Annotated in this window: 3 protein-coding genes; all 3 read right to left on the bottom strand. The window is 68.4% G+C overall.

Annotation, left to right across the window (positions count from 1 at the left end; all coding sequences use genetic code 11):
- Nucleotides 1-450, bottom strand: a 450-nt coding sequence (locus tag VFX99_RS01350) for a winged helix-turn-helix transcriptional regulator (RefSeq protein WP_329664524.1), incomplete at its 3' end; no start/stop codon positions are given.
- Between the two features lie 91 nt (nt 451-541).
- On the bottom strand, nt 542-1,921 hold the full coding sequence (locus VFX99_RS01345) for an MFS transporter (RefSeq protein WP_329664523.1): 1,380 nt from the start codon (nt 1,919-1,921) through the stop codon (nt 542-544).
- 135 nt (nt 1,922-2,056) lie between these two features.
- The coding region (locus VFX99_RS01340) for an OST-HTH/LOTUS domain-containing protein (RefSeq protein WP_329664522.1) at nt 2,057-2,635 on the bottom strand (579 nt) is incomplete at its 5' end.

Raw genomic sequence — 2,635 nt, 5'->3', positions numbered from 1 at the left:
GAGCCCGATGGCCAGCAGATCGCCCACCGATCCGCCGATGGTCTCCATCATGTCGCTCAGCAGGATGCTGAGCCGATCGAGTTCGGCATCGTGGCGGTGATCGAGCGGGAGGGGCAGCGAGGTCTGGGTCACGACCGTGCGCGTCGCGTCGGCGATGGCGATATGCAGCTGCCGCGAACTGAAGTGGACGCCCGCGACGAGGCCGAGTTGGCGGGTGAGCGAGACGAGGGTGGCGCGCCGACCGCTGCGGGAGGTGATCGACGTGTGCAGCAGGCCGGACGCGGTCAGCTCCTTGACGATGTTGGACACCGTCGCGGGGGAGAGGCCGGTGCTGCCCGCGAGCTCGACCTGGGTCAGCCGCCCATGGCGTTTGAGCGACTCGACGAGGCGAGCTCGGTTGGCTTCACGAAGTGAAGACTGCGAGCCCGGTGGGGCGATCCGTCGTACCACAGTCGACACTGTACCCGACCGGTTAATCGAGGACGAGGAGCTCCCCACGGCCGCTGTGGGCCCGGGAAGCTCCTCGTCTCGGTGCAACGGGCTAGGCGCGAACGCGCGCAGCGGGTGCTTCCGCCAACCGCTCCTCGTCGATGCGGTCGAGCTCGTGCAGCGAGGAGCCCTTCGTCTCGCGGAGCGAGATGACCGCGATCAGGGTGATCGCAGCGGCGACCGCCAGGTAGATCGCGACCGGCACCCACGAGTCGAACCTCTGCAGCAGAGCCGCGGCGATGATCGGAGCGAGCGAGCCCGCGACGATCGAAGTGACCTGGTAGCCCAGCGAGACGCCCGAGTACCGCATGCGGGTCGGGAACATCTCGCTCATGATGGCCGGCTGCGAGGCGTACATGAACGCGTGGATGACGAGTCCGATGCAGATGGCCAGCAGGATGACCACGGGGCTCTTGGTGTCGAACATCGGGAAGGCGAAGAAGCCCCACGTGCCGGCGAGCACGGCGCCGATGAAGTAGACCGGCTTGCGGCCGATGCGGTCGGCCAGCCCGCCGATGAGCGGGATGACGAGCATGTGCACGATGTGCGCGATCACCATGTAGCCGAGGATCTCGGCGGTGTTGACCTCGTTGACGACGAGGTAGGTGATCGAGAACGTCACGACCAGGTAGTACATGATGTTCTCGGCGAAGCGCAGGCCCATCGCGGTGAAGACCCCGCGCGGGTAGCGGCGCAGCACTTCGAGGACGCCGTACCGCACGTGCTCCTCCGCTTCGACCTTCTTCTGGACCTCGAGGAAGATCGGGGCGTCCGTCACGCGGGTGCGGATGTAGTAGCCGACCGCGACGATGACGACCGAGAGCCAGAATCCGATGCGCCAGCCCCACGCGAGGAACTGCTCCTCCGTGAGGGTGCGGCTGAGCACCAGCAGCACGACGGTCGCGAGCAGGTTGCCGATCGGGACGGCGGCCTGCGGGAACGAGGCCCAGAAACCGCGCGACTTGTCGGGGGAGTGCTCGGCGACCAGAAGCACGGCGCCGCCCCACTCGCCGCCGACGGCGAAGCCCTGCGCGAAGCGCAGAGTGACCAGCAGTGCGGGGGCGAGGAATCCGACCTGCGCGTAGGTGGGCAGGCATCCCATCAGGAAGGTGGCGACGCCGACCAGGATGATCGCGACCTGCAGCAGCTTCTTGCGGCCGTACTTGTCGCCGAAGTGGCCGAACACGATGCCACCCAGCGGACGCGCCACGAAGCCGACGGCGTACGTGACGAACGCGGCGATGATCGGGGTGAGCGGGTCTTCGGACGGCGGGAACATGATCTTGTTGAAGACCAGGGTCGCCGCGGTGGCGTACAGGAAGAACTCGTACCACTCGACGACCGTGCCGGCCATCGAGGCCGTGACGACGCTGCGCAGACTGGACCGCTTCGGCGGACTTCCGGGCGAGCGGGGAGACGATGCTGTGCTCATGCGCTTGTACCTCCTTGTAGGGCGCTGAAAACGGCTGGGGGATGCCGCTCCGCGACCTTACCTGAGAATTGATTCAGGTTTCAAGTCGGGAGTCGAATCTATACTGCGCGATGCGCGCCGGGTGAGCAGGCTCAGCTATTCGCGGAGCCGGACGAGGCGTTCGTGCCCGGTCTCCTCGAGCTCGGCTATCGACTCGCGCGCCTTGACGAAGTCCGAGAACGATCGGTAGCCGAGGGCCTTCTCGCTGAAGGACGGATCCATCCGGCGCATGTGCGTCTTGACGGCCGAGCTGTGCAGCCACTCTGCGTCGTCGTCCTTGTCGTGCCCGAGTCGGAGCGCCCGCTCGAGAAGGCGGGTGGCCACGTCCTGAGGATCCTCCGGTGCCTCGTCGACGACCGGCGCGGGATCGGCTGTCTCGGCGGTCGCGGCCACCGTCGTCGACGACGCGCGACGGTTGGTGCGCCGGGCCGGGGCGGGCGCGGCGCCGAGCGCCTCGATGAGGGATGCCTCGACCACTGCCGCGGTCGGAGCCCCGACCGCGGCGTCCGGCGTCGACGGGGCGTCCGCGCGCGCGTCGACGGCGGCATCCGGAGCGGACTCCGACGCCTCGGCGGGTGCCGCCGCAGCATCCTTCGCCGGCGCCTTCTTCGCTCCGCGCCCCCCGCTCGAGCGGGTCTTGGGGGCTGCCTCCGCGGGCGCGTCGTCGGCAGGGGT

Origin of the sequence: Microbacterium sp. (assembly GCF_036277215.1) — a bacterium.
Lineage (GTDB): Bacteria > Actinomycetota > Actinomycetes > Actinomycetales > Microbacteriaceae > Microbacterium.
The sequence above is the reverse complement of the archived record's forward strand: the minus strand, read 5'-3'. Positions and strand labels throughout refer to the sequence as shown.